The organism is Dictyobacter sp. Z7_2 (assembly GCF_057551105.1).
The window spans coordinates 3,552,021-3,569,859 of the sequence record NZ_BAAJPE010000002.1 but is presented as its reverse complement, the minus strand read 5'-3'; the positions used below and the strand labels follow the sequence as shown (position 1 = coordinate 3,569,859).

Genomic DNA, 17,839 nt, shown 5'->3' with positions numbered 1-17,839 from the left:
TTTATGTGAGAAAGTATAGGAAATTTATTATGAGCAAGAAAAAATCAACCAAGCGTCTGGTCAGAGCCCTGATTGGAATCGGTGGTGCCACATTGGTCACCATAGCCGTCCGAGAACAACTCAGCCTGCCACCCAAGCAACGCACCTGGCAAGGCAAAGTATTCGGCATCCCCTACGACTTCCGTATCCCAACCAGAGAAAGTATCCGCAGCTCTTTCTGGAACAGCGAAACCTCACAGATCCTGGTCCCACGCCCCTTCGGTGTGGGCTGGACAGTGAATTTCTATCCCATCGTTCACCCCAGGTAGCGTAGGAGGGTTGCGAGTAGCAAGGAGCAAGCGAAAGCAACTCCAAAGGCGAGATGGAGCATGGAGGTTTTCTTGATACCAATCATGAAGACCTTCCGCTCGGTGGCGTTCAACACGGCACGCACATTGATAAAGGCCAGTGGAAAAGTTATCCAGGTGAGCAGCGCCAGCCAGGGGAGCAGTCCAACGACAACAAAAAGGGTGAGCATGACATAACTGCCGATTAATAAGCCGGCATGGAAACGTTGACCAAATTTAAGTCCAAAGCGCACAGGCAAGGTTCTTTTATTGACGGCAAGATCATCCTGGTAGTCGCGCACATTGTTCATGTTGAGGATGGCTGTGACGAGAAAACCCACAGGTATGCTGGCCGCCAGGGCGTTCCATGACCAGTGATGGATCTGCACATAGTATGATCCCCAGGTCATCAGAAAGCCCATGGCGAGAAAGACCATCACATCGCCGAGGCCTCGATTGGAAAATTTGAAGGGCTTGGCGCTATAAAAGTAAGCAATCAAAACGCCTGCGAGGCCAAAGAGGATGATCTCTGGTCCAACAGTAAAGATCAGCACAATACCAAGCAACGTGGCGACGACAAAGCAGAAGATGCCACAACCAAGCACCTGTGCAGCCGTCATCTCACGTGTAAAGATCACCGTTGACGCTCCCAGCGAGCCTGCGTGATCCAAGCCATAGCGATGATCAAAGTATTCGTTGAAGTAATTGGTGCCTATCTGCAAAAAGAGGCAAGACAAAAAGGTTGTCAGAAAAATCCAGAAGTGAAAGGTTCCTTGATAACCGGCCAGCGCGGTCCCCACAATGACCGGGCTTACGGCCGCCGCCAGCGTAAAAGGACGGCTCGTCTTTAAGATAGCTTTCCAATTGAGCGTATGAATCGATGGCTCGTTGACAGTCTGTGCATCTCTCATAATAAATTCTCTCGTATACAGGCCCGATGGCTTGATGATTTAAGTAGCAACAGGGCGCAAAATCTATAATCACGCTTCCCTCAAGGATATCAAAAATCCGGCATAATCTCAAACCTCTCCGATTTTAGCGCAAAGCTCTTGAGGCGTAGCCGAATGCCCTCTGTATTCCGTCTTACAAGCAGAGGCAGAAGATTCCATCTTATGCAGAGGCAGATAGCATATAATGAAAAGAGAACTCCCCTTCCTGTTAGCAATAACGTCGTCAAGGAGAGAGCTATTCCCCGGGCAGCGGGAAGGCAATGAGAGGAAGAAGACAATTATGCAGAATACCATTGTGACCAAGAAATGGTCAGAAATTAAAGGGCTAGCAGCCGTGACTATCGACACGGGCAAAAAAGTTGGTACCGTTGAAGATTTTTATCTGGACACCCAGAATCATGCCATTTTAGGTTTTGAGATTAAAACTGGACTATTTGCCCATCGTATTCTTCTACTGGCATCGCTCAACGGCATCGGCACGGACGCGCTGACCTTCGCCTCTGAAGATGCACTGCTGAAAGAGCAAGCGGAACAAACGTTGAACGTAGCTCTGAAAGGAAAAGACGTTTTAAGCTATCGCGTCCTGAGCGAGGGAGGTACCGTAATAGGAACGGTCGGTGATGCCATTTTTTCGCTGGCCCTCCCGCAAGCCATCAGCATCAGCGCCTTTGAGCTCTCGCGAAGCATGCGTGAACGCCTGACCAAGCACTTTGCCACCTTCGATTCACAGCAGATCATGCGCTATGGACAAGATGTGCTGGTCATTCCCGATGCGATCGCTACCGAGCTTTCGAAATAAGGTATCCACAGCTGAAAACCTCAAAGCGTGAACCACTAGAGGATAAGCTGACATCCAGACTCATCTATTGCTTGATATATATTCCATTTTATATACAATAAGCACAGGAAAGAGGATATAGCTAATACAAATATACTCTACAATTAGCTATATCTCCAGCCAGACAAGCCTCCATTATAAAGAAAGTAATCCCACAAAAAAAGTGTACCCGCTTCTTACAAAGAGCACGTCCTATATCAGGAACCCGTTTACAACAGACCATTATGCATAGAGATAAATTTAGTAAGAAAGGGACATATTCAATGGCAGATGTAAAAGACGCAACGCAAAGTGCCCAGGAACAATACTTTCGTATTACCGATGAGGTACCAGAAGAGATCTGGTATTGGGCAGCATTAGCTTCAATTATTGCATCCGCGATCTTGTTTGTTTCCAACAAACGTGACTGGAGCATCTTTGTGGGCCAATGGCCTCCAACCTTCCTGCTGTTTGGCGTATTTCATAAAATACTTCGCCCAAGCACCCACTAAGCTGTTTGATTGATTGTATGCATGAAGGTACTCAATATATAATCATTGAGTACCTTCATGCATACAAATATTTTTTGCCTCACAGCAACTACTCTTCCACCTCCACCACGACATATTTAATTTAACCTACAATGGTAAACCCTCTATTTATAGGCGATGTATCACGCAATCGTCTCCTCATTGCGCCGCTCCTGCGTTTGCTTCTGCTGCTCTTTACGCCGCAGGCCAGGAATGGGATATGGCAGCTTGAAGACTGAAAAGAGATAATATAATGAAGGAATGAGAATGAGCATGCCGATCAAAATAGCAATCAGCAAGGTGACAATAACAGTAGGAGCGTTAGATGAGTTGTCGATAGTATAGTGCGGCGGGATCACATATGGATATTGGGAAAGTCCCCATGATCCCAATAGAAAAGCCGTCTCAGCGATCATCAAAGTCCGGGCCAGTCGATAGCGCCGGACAAATAGCGTAATCGCAGTAGCCGCTCCGATAAGCATGGTCGCAATCACCACCGGCAGAGCATGGGTGAGCATGCCATTCCAGATACCTGGAGCTTCCGAGATAGAGAGGAATAATCCCAACGCCCCCAGCCCAGCCGTAATGCCTCCTGCGATCAGCGCCTTGAGTCGATAAGTGGCAAGCAGCTCCTCATCATCTTTTGACGTGCTGGCCTCAACCAGCAGATAGCTCGCCGCCAGCGTCGCGCAGAGAGTAATAGCCATCAAGCCAATGACCAACGCAAAAGGTGAGAGAAAGGGAGCCATATTCGTTGCCACAGGTATACCTGATGAGTCAATTAACTTCCCGCTGGCCACCGCCGCCGCACATACTCCCAGGAAAAAGGGAGTAATGATGCTGGTGGCGCTAAAGACGCGGCTCCAGACACGTGCAAAGATGCTCTTCTCATCGATGGCGTAGTAGCGATAGACAAAGGCGGCCCCACGGAGCACAATACCAATCAGGACAATCGAAAACGGAAAAAACAGAGCGATTGAGAGCGCATAGAAGGCACTGGGAAAAACATTAAACAATCCAACGATCAAAAAGATCAGCCAGACGTGATTTGCTTCCCACACAGGTCCAAGTGCATGATTGATCAGGCGGCGCTGGCGCGTCGCATCACTACCGACCGCGAACAGGTCCCAGACGCCTGCACCAAAGTCGGCCCCACCAAGCGAGGCATAGACAATCAAAGCAAACCAGAGTACGACCAGCGCAATTAAAGCAACATCCATTTTTACATACCGACCTTTTCTAACTCAGGCTCCTGTACATCATAGCCATCCTCGGTAAGAGTCACTTGCGGCAACGGCCGACGAACTACTTTAAGCAGTAGCCAGATGAGCGCCACCGCCAGCAGAACATAGATAAGTGTAAAGATGGTAAAGCTTATATTGAGAAATGGGGCTGTCGTCACCGCATCTTTGGTGCGCAGATAGTTATAGATGACCCAGGGCTGTCGACCGATTTCAGTCACCATCCATCCTAATATAATCGCCAGAAATCCCAATGGACCACAGATCACCAGACCCCAGAGGAGCAGACGATTCTGGGGCAAGTTGCGCTTCTTCAAAAAGTAGAGTCCCCAGAACAAGACAGCCATCAACAGGATAAACATCCCGCTCCCTACCATGCCATCAAAGGAGGTATGAACAATCATGGTATCAGGCCAATCCGACCGGGGAAACTGGTCCAGCCCTTTGATGACCGCGTTCGGATTGTTATACGCCAGGATACTCAAAGCTTTAGGGATCTCAATCGCGTAGATTACCTGACCGGTCTGAGCATCGGCGATACCTCCGATCGAGATGGGTGCTCCGCTCTCTGTGTGAAAGATGCCTTCCATCGCAGCAAACTTGGCCGGCTGATAGTTCGCCAGAAAGCGGGCGTTGAAGTCTCCGCTGACAAGCTGGAGGGGCGTGGCAACAACAGCCAGCAGCATAGCCAGTATCAATCCTTTGCGATAATATTCCTCGCGTTTGCCGCGCAGGTAGGCAAAGGCATAGACGGCCGCAACCGCGAAGCCGGTCGCCACATAGGAAGCCAGGATCATATGGACGGTCTCAAACGGGGTGCTGGGATTGAAAACGGCCTGGATAGGATTGATATCGACGATTTTGCCATCTTTGAACACAAAGCCCGCCGGAGTATTCATCCACGAATTGGCGCTGACAATAAACCAGGCGGAAGCCATCCCACTGATCCAGATCGGGAAAGAGCAGAACCAGTGAGCACGAGTCGACAAGCGATCCCAGCCATAGAGATAGAGTCCCAGGAATATGGCCTCGACGAAAAAGGCAAAGCCCTCCAAAAGGAACGGCAATCCGATCACAGCACCAGCAAAACGCGTATAGGTCGGCCAGAGCAATCCCAGTTCAAAGGAGAGAATGGTGCCAGATACGCCTCCGATCGCGAAGAGGATCGCAGCAGCTCGTGCCCAACGCCGTGTCAGCATCATCCAGACGGGATTCTTTGTATAGAGAGCCAGGCCCTCAGCAATACAGAGGAGCAAGGGAATACCAACACCCAGAGCTGAGAAGATAATATGAAATGCAAGTGATGTTCCCATCTGGGCACGGGCAGCAAAAAGATCAGACATACTATGCGCTTCCTTTACATCTAAATGTGAAGATAGAAATCCTCGATAGACGTTTGCCTCCAGGCAGTTAGTTACTATACCTCTATTTTAAGAGTACCATTTCAGAGCTGCAAAGTGAGCAATATCGAGTATGATTTGTCTGCTGCCAGTTGTTCATCTGTTACATCCCCCATCAGAGTAAGAGAGCAGCATGGACAACCAGAGCACATGTGCTATAATTTTCGCAAATGAGAGAGAGAGGTTCTGATCAAGCATGCCGGATACAACAAGCACAGCAGCGGACAAAATATTTAAGCATCTGAGAGGATTACGTGCACAGATGCAAGCAGGTGAGGAGCCTATCTTAGCCCTCCCCGCCATCTGGGATAGTGGTACGAATAACCATAGCACGGCATGCGATGTGATTGTCACAAACCAACGCCTGCTGGGCTATTATTATCGAAGTTTTCCTCGTGAACGCATCTTCATTGAGACGATCACTCTCGCCGATATAGGTACAGTCATGTGGCGGAAAAAAAATTATGAACCGATCTTTCGCGAGATTATGATCAGTGATAGTACACATAAAGTATACATTCGAACTCCTCAACAAAAAAGCGTCCAACTCTACGACACCCTGCGTATGCTTACAGAAAAGAACACGCACATAGCAACGCCAGATGAGATCTCGCCGGATTCCATGGAGGCAACGGAGACGGATACCAACGAGCAACCGTCAGCCGATCAAATACAAGTCCAGGCCGACGCATCACAGACCCCCATCTACGCTCAAGAAGAGATCATCCGACCATTTGAGAAGACGCCTCTGGCTACAACATTGCTGTTAGTCGGAGGTATCTTGCTCGAAATCCTCGGCATCTATCTCCTATCGATCACACACAGCGCAAGCACAAGCATCCCATTGTTCGTAGCTGGCTTCGTAGCCGTCGGAGCCAGCTTCCTATCCCGCTTAACAAAAAAATAAATCAATAGAAACGAAATGGGATCAGGGATACTCCTGAACGTAGGCCTCGATCTGCCCAATCTCTTGATCATCGAGACGGAAGTCGCCAGCTCCAATGATTTCATCAACTTGAGCCGGATGACGTCCTCCAACGATGGCTCCCGTGACGGCTGGATGACGTAAGGTCCAGGCGATGGCGACTTCGCCCGCTGAACGACCATGGGAATGGCCAATCTCCGCCAATGTCTCCGCGAGCGCCAGATTACGCTGAAGACGCGGCGGCGTATAATCTTTGCTGCGACTACGCCAGTCGGTGGCTGGAAGATCTTTGACACGCTGCTCGCTCCATGTGCCAGTCAGCAGACCTGAGGCCATCGGAGAGTAGACAATCACTCCGATATTATGCTGCAAGCAAAATTCGAGCTCATCATTTTCGACCTCGCGCCTGATTAAAGAATAGGGTGGCTGCAATGAGCTGATGGGTGAGATCCGTTGCGCTCGCGCTAATTGTCGGGCATTAAAATTTGATACCCCGATGTGGCGAATCTTGCCTTCATCTCTGAGACGAGCGAGCGTCGTCCAGCCCTCCTCGATATCGGCATCTGGATCGGGCCAGTGGATCTAATAGAGATCAATCACATCGACCTGCAAACGTCGCAGGCTTGCCTCTACCTCATTACGTAGCGAGGCGGCCTTTAAGCTACCTTTGATCTTGCCATCAGCGGTAGCAAGCCGTGAGCCTTTGGTAAAGATATAAGGACGATTACTGCGTCCATGAAGAGCACGAGCAACGATCTCCTCGGCGTGCCCGAAACCATAGACAGCAGCCGTATCGATCCAATTGATGCCAAGGTCGAGCGCGTGTTGGATCGTGGCAATCGACTCGTTATCATCCTGTGGACCCCAGGCCGCTGGCCAACCCTCTCCACCCAGCGCAAATGTTCCCAGGCCAAGCGGGGTAATAGCGAGATCGGTATCACCTAAATGTCTTTTCTGCATGTGATTCTCCAGTGATCAAACAGCTAATCTCTACGTCACTTCCGACCAGAAAAGTCTTCCAAAACTAACCTCATCGAAACGCCGGGAAAGATGAATAGTAAAGCATCTTCTTTGCATCCTATCTTATCCCATGCATCCAGCCAGGCGCAAACAGTGCATCATCTACGCTCGCCATAGCAACCAGATGATCCCTATAGCGGAAAATCATCACGTTGAGAGGGATGGCAAGGCGGTAGCTACGCAAATATTGTTAGCCAGTTACATTGACACGTGATTTTTCGGATGGGTACAATAAAATAGCTCTGAGAAACGATGGTGTTTCCCTTTATAATCCTACGTCCACTACACTAGAAGACGAGGCGCTAAACAATGAAGATGTTTGTTTGTATAAAACAGGTTCCTGATCCGAATACTACGCTAAGCAAACTTGATCCAGATACAAAACGACTTGTACGTAGTGGTGTGTCACTTGTCCTGGACCCGGGCGATGAGAGTACAATCTCTGCGGCGATAAAGATACGCGATATGGTCGGCAATAGCGAGCTGGTCGCTCTGAGCATGGGTCCCGATAAGGCTCAAGAGGCGATGCGACGCGCTCTGGCCATGGGTGTGGATCGCGCAATCCTGGTGACCGATCCGGCTCTGGCTGGCTCAGATGCAGTTGGTACCGCACGTGTGCTCTCCGCAGTGCTCAAAAAAGAGGGCGCGGACCTGATCTTCTGCTCAACTGAGAGCACCGATGGCTATACAGGTATGGTCCCGGGCGGGATCGCAGAATTTTTAAATATCCCCCAGCTCACCTTCGCACGCGAAATCAAGATTGAAGGACAGAAAGCCGTTATCAAACGCGTCATCCCCAAAGGATATCAAACCGTCGAGAGCGCTCTGCCAGCCGTGATCACAATTGCGAGTGGCTCTTATGAAGCCATTTATCCAACCATGAAAGGGATCATGGGGGCAAAGAAAAAGCCTTATTCACAATTGAAACTGGCCGATATCGGCGTAGATGCGACACTGGTTGGTGAGGCTGGCGCACGCGAGCAGGTGCTATCGATCGGCACAGCCGAAGCACGCGCCGCTGGACAGATCATCAAAGACGACGGGAACGCCGCGCAGCAGATCGCAGAATTTTTGCAGCGTTACCAGTTACTCTAATACCTGTATCCATGAGAGATGACGTGATTTTGCACGAGGAGGTACATAATGACAGACACTATTTGGGTTCTGGTAGAGCTGGAAGGCGGGGTCCCGGTACGCTCATCGCTAGAAGTTCTGGGCAAAGCGGCCAAACTTGGTCGGGCCGAGGCGATTATCTTTGGCAGTGGCGCTGCTAGCGTTGCCGCAACTCTGGGAACATATGGCGCGGAACACGTCTACGTCCATGAAGATGCCACGTATGACAACTATCTAACGCTGCCAGCCGTCGAGACAATCAGCTCCCTGCTGAAACAGCAGCAACCAACGGTCTTACTGCTCCCGACCACCTATGACCTGCGCGATATTGCGGCTCGCCTGAGCATTCGCAGCGAGATGGGACTGATCACAGATGCCACCGATCTGACGGTAGACGGCGCTGGGTTGAAAGTTACCGTTCCCTGGGGTGGCGAGACGGTTGTCACAACAACATTCACACAGCAACGTCCAGGCATCGTGCTGACGCGTCCCAAAGCTTTCTCCATCGAGCAATATGAGGGACGTACGGCCGAGATTACGACGCTCAGCGATACGATCAGCGCGGAAGCACAAACAATACGCGTGATTGAGACGATCGAGGTCAAGAGCGAAGGTCCTGCTCTGGAAGATGCTACGGTTGTTGTCAGTGGCGGACGCGGACTCGGCAAAGCGGAAAACTATCACTTTATCGAGGAGCTGGCGGTCGTGCTGGATGGCGCTCCTGGTGCCACACGCGCTATCGTGGACCTGGGTTGGCTACCTTATAGTTATCAGGTGGGGCAGACAGGCAAGACAGTCAAGCCAACGCTCTACATCGCCGCAGGTATCAGCGGAGCGATCCAGCATCTGGCCGGAATGAAGGGAGCAAAATATATTATCGCGATCAACAAAGACGAACATGCTCCAATCTTCTCCGTCGCCGATCTGGGAATCATTGGCGATGCAGTCACAATCCTACCACAACTCACCAGCGAAGTGAAACGACGAAAAGCATAAACCAACGGAGGTTCTTATATGACTCCCCCTGCAATTTCACCCACCGGGGGATGGCTTGGTACCACGCTCTTTGTTTTGCTGTTTATCGCAGCACTGGCACTCTTTGGGACGCGTGCAGGAAGATTAATCACCCTCCTCGTCAAAGCGCGTCCCGAGAATCGCACCGACCACATGAACGATCGTGTCGGTGCTTTTTTCAAAGTCGTGCTGGGACAGAGCGGAGTACTACGCGATCCCATCCCAGGTATCGCACACTTTTTTACCTTCTGGGGCTTTATCCTGATCCAATTCGGCCTCCTGAATCTCATGCTCGGAGCCTTTAATGGATCGCTGCCATGGATCGGCGCGAGTCCAGCCTTTGCCACAATTCTCGATGTATTTGTCGTGCTGGTGCTCTTTGCACTCGTCGTCTTCGCCATTCGGCGTGGCATCGTCCGCCCCAAGCAGCTTAGCAGCTCGCTGCATGGTCCCTGGGATGGCTTCATCATTCTCGGCCTGATCCTTCTGGTTATCATCACGCTCGCCCTCGTGGAAGCCTTTGAGTATGCCGCGACCGCAGGAGCCGCCTGGACTCCTATCGGAGCCGTATTCTATCCATTACTCAAAGGCATCAGCCCGGCCGCCGATACCATCATCTACCGCGTCTTCTGGTGGGCTCACATGATCACGGTCTTCGGCTTTCTGATCTATCTGCCACGTTCCAAGCATCTGCACTTACTGGCGACTCCCTTTAACGTCTTCTTCCGCAGCTATAAGCCAAAAGGAGCTCTACCGCTGATCGAAAATATCGAGGAGCGCGACGATTATGGCGTCTCGAAGGTGGAGCAGTTCACCTGGAAGCAGCTCCTGGATGGCTATGCCTGTACCGAATGTGGTCGCTGCAATACAGTCTGTCCTGCTCAGCAGACTGGCAAGCCGCTCTTTCCTAAGGAGATTATCCTGGGAGCCAAAGAGGCGCTGTTCGTCGAGAGTGCTGCGATCCTGGGAGAAAATTCTATCTACAACAGATTTGGGATCGCAGCGGTCAAAGCCGATGAGACGAAAGCAGAGAAGGATGCGCATCATGAGCCAATGATCGGCGGCATCATCTCGAAAGAAGCGCTCTGGGCCTGCACGACCTGCATGGCTTGCGTAGAGATCTGTCCAGTATCGATCGAGCACGTACCGAAAATTGTCGACATGCGCCGCTCGCTGGTGATGGAGGAGAGCGACTTCCCCCAGGAGGTCACTTCGCTCTTCAATAACATCGAGCGCAACGGCAATCCCTGGGAGATCAGTAACGATAAGCGTGCCGAATGGGCCGCTAACCTGGAGATTCCTTTGCTGGCTGAGAATCCTGATGCGGACGTCCTCTACTGGGTCGGCTGCATGGGATCGTTTGATCAGAGAAATCAGCAGGTCGCCACATCGGTCGCCAAAGTGCTCAAGGCGGCCAACGTCGATTTCGCGATCCTGGGTCCCGAGGAGACGTGTACCGGCGATCCCGCACGGCGCATCGGCAATGAATATCTCTGGCAGATGCAGGCCACACAGAATATCGAGACCCTCGATGGCTACGGCTTCAATACAAAGAAGCCTGCCAGCAGCGATGGCCAAGACGGTCAGACAGCTGTGGCAACACAGACAAAACATCGCACGATTATCACTGCTTGCCCGCACTGCTTCAATACAATCAAAAACGAATATCCACAGTTGGGTGGCGACTATGAAGTCATCCATCACACTGTCTTCATCGATTCGTTGATGGAGAACGATAAGCTGAAGCTGCCAGCCGGATTCGACACGCGTAAGATGACGTATCATGATCCTTGCTACGTCGGACGTTATAATGACGTCTACGAGGAGCCGCGACGTGTCCTGAAGGTGCTCAACAACGATGGCGTCACTGAGATGCGTCGCAATCGCAACAAGAGCTTCTGTTGCGGCGGCGGCGGCGGTCGCGTCTGGATGGAGGAAAAGGTCGGCAAGCGCATCAATCAGACCCGCGTCAATGAGGCATTGGAGACAGAGGCAGAAGTCATGGCGGCCGCCTGTCCCTTCTGCATCACCATGTTCGAGGACGGAGTTAAGGGCGTCGAGGCCGAAGAGAAAATGAAAATTGAGGATATCTCAGAGATCATCGTGCGCGCCATCGAAGCCAAGTAAGTCCTAAAAAATGGGGAGGAGAGGTTACACCTGTGACCGATCCTCCTATTTTTATGTCAATCGCCCCTAAGGCACTCCTCCATGATACAATAAACCTTAAAATAATCTCTATTCCGAAGGGGATCAATACGATGAGCGGTTTTATGGGCATTGAAATAGTCCTTATTTTTATACTTATTGTCGCCAATGGCTTTTTTTCTGCTTCAGAAATTGCTATTGTTTCGGCACGGCGCGGACGTTTACAACAACAAGCAGATGCAGGAACTCCTGGTGCCAAGCAAGCACTGCTGCTCTCAGAAAATCCTGATCGCTTCTTAGCGACAGTGCAGATAGGCATCACATTAATCAGTACATTGGCCTCCGTCTTTGGCGGGGCAAGTATCAGCGATCCTCTAAGTGGCTGGATTGCGACCATTCCGTTACTGCGGCCTTATTCGAACACTATCGCGCTTGCACTCGTCGTGATCGGCATCACCTATTTCACCCTGGTGATCGGAGAACTCGCGCCGAAAAGTCTGGCGCTCCAGTCATCCGAGAAGATCGCCATAGCTGTTTCGCCACTCATGAACACGCTTTCAAAAATTGGTCGGCCGATAGTTATGCTGCTCACCTTTTCGGCAGTGCTGCTCTTGCGCATGATCGGACAATACCATCCAACCAAAGAGACAGTGACTGAAGAAGATATTGTCTATATGGCTCGCGAAGGCGCGGTGAGCGGAACCGTAGAGTCCGAGGAGGAGGAATTTATCAGTCGCATTTTCCGCTTTACCGATCGCTCGGTGAGTAGCGTGATGATTCCACGCACGGAAATCGTGGCAATAGAAGTTGGGACGCCCTTTTCACAGGTAATTGAGATGTTTATGACCTCCGGCTATACGCGTCTCCCCCTCTACGAAAATTCGCTGGAAAATATCGTCGGAGTGATCTATGCCAAGGATCTGCTGCGCTCGCGGGCCGAGAATCAGAAGGATGAAGATATCAATGTGCGAGCCCTGGCGCGCCCAGCCTTCTTCATCTCCGAATTTCAGCACGTCGATGATCTCCTCAATACGTTCAGGAGCAAAGGGATTCATATCGCTATCGTGATCGATGAATATAGTCAGGTTACGGGCCTGGTCACACTAGAGGATATCCTGGAGGAGTTGGTCGGTGAGATCCAGGACGAATATGATCAGCCCGAGGATAAGGCCATCATTCAGCGTGAGGACGGTAGCTGGCTCGTCGATGCGATGACCGATTATGAGACAGTCCTGCTCAAGATCGGTATCCCTAACGATGAGGATAAGCGTCGCGATTATCATACATTGGCCGGCTTTATACTGGCACATAGCGGTCGCATTCCCAAAACTGGGGATAAGGTGACGATCAGCGACTTCGTGTTCGAGATCATGGATATGGATGGGCGACGCATCGATAAGGTGCTCATTCAACGCAAATAGGGAGTAATTTCGAAGCGCTCATCTGCGAGAGCATTGATAGTATAGAGCTGATCAAAGCCTTCTTTATAAGTAGGGGCAGCTAACCTTTTGAGCGTAGCATAAATCCCGACGTTGGGAACGTGAGCGGTTCCCGTACGTTGAGCATTCCAGGCCAGACTGCGTTTCAGTTGGAGCTCGAACGCATAGCCAATCACCTGAGCGCCATATTGATGTCCCAAAGCAATCAAAGGCGCTCGATCCTCTGGAGTGGGATTTGTATTATCGATCACAACCGAGCGTCCGGCCTGCAATGCCTCTTCAACCAATTGTTGTTGAAGGATGGCCGGACGCTTCTTATTGCGCAACAGATCTTTACTTACATAGGCATATGTGGATGCAAATTGGGTACGATAAAAGGTACTCTTCCCCGAAGCCTGTAATCCCACAAAAATAATCATATCCATAGGACAAGTATAACAGATCAGGGGTATCATTCGTTTTGCCCTGAAAGACAAACAGAAAGAGGTCAAGCGACGCTACGGTGTCTTCGCTTCGCTCGACACGGATTAAATGAAGTAGCACAGCGACGTTACCTGATGGTGGTGCTGATAATAAATTGACGATCTTGCGTATATTCGTGATCCAGATCGCCATAATAATCGGAGGCCCAGGCCCTGAGACGTTCTATCGATGCGGCAAAAAGATCATTGGGGACCCACCACGTACTCGACCAGTAGTGTCTGGCGATAGCTTCAAGGGCATCACGAGGCACTACTGGCTGTTTCCAGGCATAGACTGGCTCATCGTCAGCCGAGAAACCACGGGCAGCCAGCCAGTGCTTGACGACCGGAATTGAGGCTCCAGGACGTTGGGCCGTCCCTCCAAGCTCACTGATGATGGTATACCACTGCTCGTGCATAGTTTGCGTTACCGAGGTCTCGGACTTTTCATACGTATCCCAGCAGTGTAAGAGCCGTCCACCGGGCTTCAGGACGCGTATCACTTCGGCCAGAGCCTGCTGCCAACCATCGACGAGATGAAAGATATGCACCGCGATGACGCAGTCAAAGGAGGCCGTGTGAAATGGGAGTTGGGTAATATCGGCATTGACCAGACGCAAAGTCGAAGCACTATCCAGACGGCCAAAGCGTACAGATGAGGTAGGCAAAGCTAGCTTCTCCTCATCTGGAGAACTTCCCCAGGGCTGAGAATGTTTATGCCATCCCAAAGTCTGAGCCTTTTCATCCAAACGGGCCAGCATCTTTGCAGAGATATCGACTCCCGTGTATGCATGTCCAAGCGTAGCCAGGGGCAGGGCGATACGACCAGTGCCGACACCTACTTCAAGAAAGTCGGTCTGAGCAGTGGCCTGCGCGTGCTCGATGATGGCACGCGTCACATGAGTGGCCACATCATCAGAATAACCACGCGTCTGATCATACAGATGAGCAACCCCATCAAAAGACAATGAGGACATAAGCATCTCCTTTTGCTCAGTGTGAGATAGAGACTCTGAGCATGGATCAATCTATTGCGCAGTCAATAAAGCCCGAGCAATCACCAGGCGCTGGATCTGGTTTGTCCCCTCATAAATCTGCGTGATCTTGGCATCCCGCATCATCCTCTCAGCAGGATATTCCGTCATGTACCCATAGCCACCCAGCACCTGAATCGCATCATTTGTGACTTCCATCGCAGAATCGGAAGCAAACAGCTTGGCCATCGCAGCGTATTGACTGAATTGTTTCTCGCCACTATCAATCAGCTCAGCCACATTGTAGACCAGAAGACGAGAAGCTTCAACCCTGGTCGCCATATCCGCCAGAATAAATTGGATGCCTTGATTATCTGCGATAGGCTTGTTGAATTGGATGCGTTGCTTGGAATATGCGACCGCCAGATCCAATGCCCCTTGAGCAATACCCACAGCCTGAGCCCCAATCCCTGGACGCGTACGGTCAAGCGTCATCATTGCTAGCTTAAAACCATCGCCCTCGCGGCCCAACAGATTCTCCACCGGAACCTCGCAATCGTTAAAGATCAGTTCTGCGGTCTGCGACCCCTTGATCCCCATCTTATCCTCGATGCGTCCCACAGAAAAGCCTGGGAAATCCTTCTCGACGATAAACGCACTAATGCCTCGCGTCCCCTGAGAGGAATCGGTCTGCGCAAAAATAGAGTTGACCTGCGCCAGTCCACCATTAGTAATAAAACGCTTCGAGCCATTTAAAATATATTTATCACCCTGACGTACCGCCGTCGTCGTCATGGCCGCCGCATCAGAGCCCGAACCAGCCTCGGTCAGGCCAAAAGCCGCCAACCACTCCCCACTGGCTAAACGCGGAAAGTACTTCTGCTTCTGCTCATCGGTGCCAAAGAGTAAGATAGGAGTACTACCAAGTTGTTGTACAGCCAGAATTAAACCAGTAGTCGCACAGCAACGTGAGATCTCCTCAATCGCCATCACCAGCGCCAATTCGCTGGCCCCCAGGCCACCATATTCCTCCGGGAAAGGCATCGCCAGAATATCCTGCTGAGCCAGCAGATCCTTCATATCCCAGGGGAATTCGCTGCTATGATCTATCGCAGCCGCACGCGGCGCTATGCGCTCCTGAGCAAGCGCCCGAATAGCATCGATCAAAGCCCGTTCGTCTGCACTGACATGAGAAACAGCCATGTCCCAACTCCTTTATTGCTGGAATTTAACGATTACTCTATCTAGATGCGAGTATAGCATATACCAGATCATAAATAGATGAAGCTAGCTAACGTTACAGTTGTAGCGCTCTATCAAAGGTCATCGCGCCGACGGTAGGGGGCGTCCCCCCGGGCGTGGGGGCGCTCCCGACGTGCGGCGCGGCTCCGCCGGCGCGGACTCGTCGCCACGCCCCCATGGGGCCTGCGTGCTCCCACCGGGACGCCAGGCGGCCCACAGCATGGGCGTCGCGGCAGTGACGCACGGCGGGCCGCGCCGCTACGTCGGCGGCCGCACCCCGGCTCCGACGCCCACGCCCGTCCGTACGGCGCGGCCGACGGCGTAGTAGCGGCGCGGTAATTCGCTTGATCACTACGATCAGGCAGTGATCTCGTTCCACTGTAAGCATTCTTGAGAAGCGGGCTCATACGAGTCACAGGGGGTCAAATACGGGTGTCTGAGGTAACGGGATTACGGGCGTAAGAGGCTAGCTTCCCTCTAGCCAAACGACGATCTACGTGATATAATAGCTACAGAATTAAGTGGACATGGAAAGAAAAGTGGGCAAGCCCCACTTTTCTGTTTGCCAGACGCTTTTTCGTTGCACTCGAACAAATTGATGTAATTATTACCCAGCCACCAAGTGGGAGGAGCATGGCGTTATGAGGAGCGAATTTCAGGCGGCGATCGCACAACTAATTGCCGAAAAGGGTTTACCCCGCGAAGTGGTGATGGAGACTGTGGCTACTGCTCTACTGGCAGCATACCGGAAAAGCTTTGGAGGCGGAGAAAATGTTCGCATCGAGGTTGATAAAAACGGTGAAGTGCATGTATGGGCTTCAAAGCGCGTAGTTGCTCAGGTAAAAGACATCAATGAGGAAGTATCTCTGGCAGAGGCTCAGTTGGTCATTCCCAATGCCGCGCTTGGTCAAATGATCGATGTGGATTCATCATTCATCTTCGCTCGTATTCCAACCCAAACAGCCAAACAAGTTATCCTCCAGCGCATTCGTGAAGCTGAGCATGAGCATCTCTATGATCAAATCAAAAACTGGGTGGGTGAAATCCGCCTGGGGACGCTCACGCGTAAAGATCCTGTGCGTGGCTGGATCCTCGATTTCGATCTAGATCAGGTCGATAAAGTTGAGGGCATCATGCCTCCCAATGAGGATGTGGTAAGCGAGCGCAATCGCGTGGGTCAGCGCCTGCGTGTGCTGGTCTATGATGTGCGACGCGTCCAGGGACGTATGTTACAGATACTTGTTTCGCGAACTCATCGTGATCTCGTCCGCCGTCTGTTTGAATCCGAAGTACCCGAGATCTATGAGGGCACAGTCGAGATCAAAGCGATCGCACGTGAGCCCGGAAGTCGATCCAAGGTGGCAGTCGTGGCGCGTCAAGAGGGACTCGATCCCATTGGCTCATGCGTAGGAGTGCGTGGTTCGCGTATCAATAATATTGTGCGTGAGCTGAACGACGAAAAAATTGACATTATCCAGTGGAGTCCCGATCCGGCGACCTTTGTCTCGAATTCGCTGAGCCCGGTGAAACCATTAAAGGTGGAACTGCGTGAAGAGGATCATACAGCGCTGGTGACGGTGCTGGAGAAGCAATTGTCTCTGGCAATCGGAAAAGATGGACAGAATGCTCGTCTGGCCGCAAAGCTCACCGGATGGCGCGTCGATGTGACGAAGCCGGTCGAAGGAGAGGTCTTTGAGGAGCGGGCTGACGATAGTGTAGAATCTTCTCATGGGAATGCGTATCCACGACGCGAACGTTCTGAACGTTCGACGGGTCGTCACGAACGAGACAATGGCTCGTCGACTCGACGCAACAATGATCGCCGCGATCGTAGTGGCAATGGGAATCGTCATAGTCATTCAGGGTCCGGCTACGGATATGAACGCGACTAGAGAGGGAGAGGGGCATCAATGGTAAAAGCCGTCAAAACACAACAAAAGAAACCAAAGCACCTCCCGCTGCGGACATGTATCGCTTGTCATGAGAGCAAACCGAAGCGCGAACTCTTACGCATCGTACGTACCCCCGAAGGTCAGGTACTCATTGACGCCACCGGAAAGAAATCTGGGCGAGGAGCATATCTCTGCGCCAAACTTTCTTGCTGGCAAAAGGCGCTCAAAGAGCATCGGATCGAGAAAGAATTCGAAATACAGATCTCCGAGGCAGATCGTCTAGCTCTCGATGAATATATAGCTACCTTGCCAAAGGGTGATCCTAGATTATCCTGAGGCAACAACCACAA

Annotated in this window: 16 protein-coding genes and 1 pseudogene; 10 read left to right on the top strand and 7 right to left on the bottom strand. The window is 51.4% G+C overall.

Translation table 11 applies throughout. The features are described 5' to 3' along the window. The first annotated feature begins 29 nt into the window (after window positions 1–29). Window positions 30–308, top strand: a complete 279-nt coding sequence (locus AC27N8_RS28510; RefSeq protein ID WP_487071830.1) for a DUF5808 domain-containing protein — start codon at window positions 30–32, stop codon at window positions 306–308. On the opposite strand, the gene menA is transcribed toward AC27N8_RS28510, so the two are convergent. Continuing rightward, window positions 296–1,237: a 1,4-dihydroxy-2-naphthoate octaprenyltransferase gene (gene menA / locus AC27N8_RS28505; protein ID WP_487071828.1), complete on the bottom strand. Its 942-nt coding sequence runs from the start codon at window positions 1,235–1,237 to the stop codon at window positions 296–298. The two genes, AC27N8_RS28510 and menA, sit on opposite strands and share 13 nt — an antisense overlap. Window positions 1,238–1,556: 319 nt before the next feature. On the opposite strand from menA, the gene AC27N8_RS28500 reads away from it, so the two are divergent. Together AC27N8_RS28500 and AC27N8_RS28495 are read left to right on the top strand one after the other, a co-directional pair. After that, a complete protein-coding gene (locus AC27N8_RS28500; RefSeq protein ID WP_487071826.1) occupies window positions 1,557–2,075 on the top strand; it encodes a PRC-barrel domain-containing protein in 519 nt (172 codons plus the stop codon). 302 nt (window positions 2,076–2,377) lie between these two features. Beyond that, window positions 2,378–2,605 (top strand): hypothetical protein, encoded by a 228-nt coding sequence (locus tag AC27N8_RS28495; RefSeq protein WP_487071824.1) that lies wholly within the window; start codon window positions 2,378–2,380, stop codon window positions 2,603–2,605. Window positions 2,606–2,766: 161 nt separating this feature from the next. On the opposite strand, the gene AC27N8_RS28490 is transcribed toward AC27N8_RS28495, so the two are convergent. Further along, on the bottom strand, window positions 2,767–3,843 hold the full coding sequence (locus AC27N8_RS28490) for a cytochrome d ubiquinol oxidase subunit II (RefSeq protein ID WP_487071822.1): 1,077 nt from the start codon (window positions 3,841–3,843) through the stop codon (window positions 2,767–2,769). Between the two features lie 2 nt (window positions 3,844–3,845). Beyond that, window positions 3,846–5,207, bottom strand: a complete 1,362-nt coding sequence (locus AC27N8_RS28485; RefSeq protein WP_487071820.1) for a cytochrome ubiquinol oxidase subunit I — start codon at window positions 5,205–5,207, stop codon at window positions 3,846–3,848. Between the two features lie 253 nt (window positions 5,208–5,460). Between AC27N8_RS28485 and AC27N8_RS28480 the strand changes: the two genes are divergently transcribed. Then, window positions 5,461–6,171 carry a hypothetical protein gene (locus tag AC27N8_RS28480; RefSeq protein WP_487071818.1) on the top strand — a complete coding sequence of 237 codons (711 nt, stop codon included), beginning with the start codon at window positions 5,461–5,463 and terminating at the stop codon, window positions 6,169–6,171. 21 nt (window positions 6,172–6,192) lie between these two features. Here the strand turns inward: AC27N8_RS28480 and AC27N8_RS28475 are convergent. Next, window positions 6,193–7,149 (bottom strand): annotated as a pseudogene (locus tag AC27N8_RS28475) (aldo/keto reductase). Between the two features lie 369 nt (window positions 7,150–7,518). Between AC27N8_RS28475 and AC27N8_RS28470 the strand changes: the two are divergent. The 4 genes from AC27N8_RS28470 to AC27N8_RS28455 all read left to right on the top strand — a co-directional run bounded on the left by AC27N8_RS28470 (window position 7,519) and on the right by AC27N8_RS28455 (window position 12,902). Then, window positions 7,519–8,304, top strand: coding sequence for an electron transfer flavoprotein subunit beta/FixA family protein (locus tag AC27N8_RS28470; RefSeq protein ID WP_487071816.1), 786 nt, complete (start codon window positions 7,519–7,521; stop codon window positions 8,302–8,304). 48 nt (window positions 8,305–8,352) lie between these two features. Further along, a complete protein-coding gene (locus tag AC27N8_RS28465) occupies window positions 8,353–9,318 on the top strand; it encodes an electron transfer flavoprotein subunit alpha/FixB family protein (RefSeq protein WP_487071814.1) in 966 nt (321 codons plus the stop codon). 18 nt (window positions 9,319–9,336) lie between these two features. Continuing rightward, the gene (locus tag AC27N8_RS28460; protein WP_487071812.1) at window positions 9,337–11,463 is read left to right on the top strand and encodes a (Fe-S)-binding protein; all 2,127 of its coding nucleotides are present in this window, start codon (window positions 9,337–9,339) and stop codon (window positions 11,461–11,463) included. 131 nt (window positions 11,464–11,594) lie between these two features. Beyond that, window positions 11,595–12,902, top strand: a complete 1,308-nt coding sequence (locus AC27N8_RS28455) for a hemolysin family protein (RefSeq protein WP_487071810.1) — start codon at window positions 11,595–11,597, stop codon at window positions 12,900–12,902. Here the strand turns inward: AC27N8_RS28455 and AC27N8_RS28450 are convergent. From AC27N8_RS28450 to AC27N8_RS28440, 3 genes are all read right to left on the bottom strand, one after another. Next, a complete protein-coding gene (locus AC27N8_RS28450) occupies window positions 12,890–13,339 on the bottom strand; it encodes an AAA family ATPase (RefSeq protein WP_487071808.1) in 450 nt (149 codons plus the stop codon). The genes AC27N8_RS28455 and AC27N8_RS28450 overlap by 13 nt on opposite strands. Window positions 13,340–13,470: 131 nt before the next feature. After that, complete coding sequence (locus tag AC27N8_RS28445) at window positions 13,471–14,358, bottom strand: class I SAM-dependent methyltransferase (RefSeq protein WP_487071806.1); 888 nt, start codon at window positions 14,356–14,358, stop codon at window positions 13,471–13,473. 51 nt (window positions 14,359–14,409) lie between these two features. Continuing rightward, on the bottom strand, window positions 14,410–15,558 hold the full coding sequence (locus tag AC27N8_RS28440) for an acyl-CoA dehydrogenase (RefSeq protein ID WP_487071804.1): 1,149 nt from the start codon (window positions 15,556–15,558) through the stop codon (window positions 14,410–14,412). Between the two features lie 680 nt (window positions 15,559–16,238). On the opposite strand from AC27N8_RS28440, the gene nusA reads away from it, so the two are divergent. Next, window positions 16,239–17,489: a transcription termination factor NusA gene (gene nusA, locus AC27N8_RS28435; RefSeq protein WP_487071802.1), complete on the top strand. Its 1,251-nt coding sequence runs from the start codon at window positions 16,239–16,241 to the stop codon at window positions 17,487–17,489. Window positions 17,490–17,507: 18 nt separating this feature from the next. Further along, window positions 17,508–17,825, top strand: a complete 318-nt coding sequence (gene rnpM, locus AC27N8_RS28430; RefSeq protein WP_487071800.1) for an RNase P modulator RnpM — start codon at window positions 17,508–17,510, stop codon at window positions 17,823–17,825. Window positions 17,826–17,839 lie beyond the last annotated feature (14 nt).